1 protein-coding gene is annotated in these 1,876 nt (G+C 45.5%); it reads left to right on the forward strand.

The genetic code is table 11. The features are described from left to right. Positions 1 to 682: 682 nt before the first annotated feature. Positions 683 to 1,687 (forward strand): RNA polymerase sigma factor, RpoD/SigA family, encoded by a 1,005-nt coding sequence (locus tag IQ270_RS29970; RefSeq protein ID WP_193976734.1) that lies wholly within the window; start codon positions 683 to 685, stop codon positions 1,685 to 1,687. Positions 1,688 to 1,876 lie beyond the last annotated feature (189 nt).

The raw sequence follows: 1,876 nt of genomic DNA on the forward strand, positions 1-1,876 counted from the left end.
GCCCAACAGCTAGCGGTAGTCCTGCAAGATCAGGGTTTTGATAACGGTCGGTCAACCGTTTTATCCCCAAATTATCCGATGCGTTGCAGGACTACCCAGCTAGCTTTGATACGCCTTACTTAATTATTGGAAAACTTTGTTAGCATATTTTAATAAAAATGTCAATAAAAATTTTCAATAGTAAATTGCAGCGCATAGGACGATCGGGTTCGGTTATCTCGCATCGCAGTATCTAGGCAGTACGAAAAATTCAAGCGATGATAGATACAGAGAGCAAAAAGCCCTCGAATTGCATGAGTCTGTTTGCATGAGTATTGTGAAGTTGAATTGCAGTTAAAACTAGCAGGGAATTGAAAACCTTAAGGAAAAATGTAGAATCTTGACCTTAAGACAGAGGTTTTTACCCTTTACGATCCTCAAAATTTGGAATAATATTGAGCAAAGTAAACTTAAATTCACTTCGCCGGAACTAGCCGTTAAAGCTAGGAAGTTACGGAAAATCGACGGGCATTACTAGAAAATCAAGCACAAAAGTAATCCCAAACAACAAGCTTCTACCGATCGTCTCCGATAAACAGGAGGGGAAATATCCCCCCTGTCGCAGTCTTTATCCCGCTTGCAAAAGTGGGATAGGGTATCACCAACTTTTTATCTGTTGTTACAAGGAGTGCAATACTCACCCATGTCCACCACAACACCCAAAACCAAAACAGTGAAAGCCGATCGCATGGGCAGCCGGCCATACTCCTCAACGGATACGGTTCGTACCTATCTGCACGAGATCGGTCGAGTACCCTTGCTAACCCGAGAAGAAGAGATTGTTTTCGGGAAGCAGGTACAGCAAATGATGAAATTAATCGAAGCAAAACAGGAACTAGCCAAAGAATGGCAGCGAGAACCGAATCAGCTAGAGTGGGCTGCCGAAATGGAGTTACCAGAAGCTGAACTCAACCGGATATTGGAGTTGGGGCGACGTGCCAAGAAAAAGATGATAGAAGCGAATTTGCGCTTAGTAGTGGCGATCGCCAAAAAATACCAGAAACGCAACATGGAATTCTTGGATTTAATTCAAGAAGGCACCCTCGGTTTAGAACGAGGAGTCGAAAAATTTGACCCGATGCGGGGATACAAATTTTCAACCTACGCCTACTGGTGGATTCGCCAAGCAATCACCCGCGCGATCGCCCAACACGCCCGCACCATTCGATTGCCAATTCACATCACCGAAAAACTCAACAAAATTAAAAAAGTGCAGCGGGAACTCACCCAGCAGTTGGGCCGTTCTCCCTTGCCTGCAGAAATTGCCGCCGCCCTGGAACTGCAGCCTTCCCAAATTCGAGAATACCTGCTGATGGCAAGACATCCAGTTTCTTTGGACTTGCGGGTAGGAGACAACCAAGATACGGAACTGCAAGAACTCTTAGAAGACGAAACCGCATCTCCAGACAACTACATTACCTCGGAATTGCTGCGACAAGACCTGAATACTTTGATATCAGAACTTACCCAGCAGCAACGAGATGTGATTATTCTACGCTTTGGTTTGGAAGACGGCACCGAAATGTCGCTGGCGAAAGTTGGAGAACGGCTAAATCTCAGCCGCGAACGGGTACGGCAGCTAGAACATCAAGCCCTCGCCCACCTGCGGCGGCGCCAGTCTCAAGTCAGAGAATATTTGGCTAGTTAGTGACTCAAAGAGTTGAGATTTTGTCCCAAAATCTCAACTCTTTTTTGGTGTTGGCGCAGCAGGGAATAATATTTTTATTTGACAAAGTTTGCGATCGCGTCATCGGGCGCGATCGCAAACTTTGTCAAAACTAATTTTAGATGAGAGTTCAGGAACCGGGCGGGCGATCCAAACTTCAAGTTAATAACC

The organism is Microcoleus sp. LEGE 07076, from assembly GCF_015207455.1.
GTDB lineage: Bacteria > Cyanobacteriota > Cyanobacteriia > Cyanobacteriales > Microcoleaceae > Microcoleus.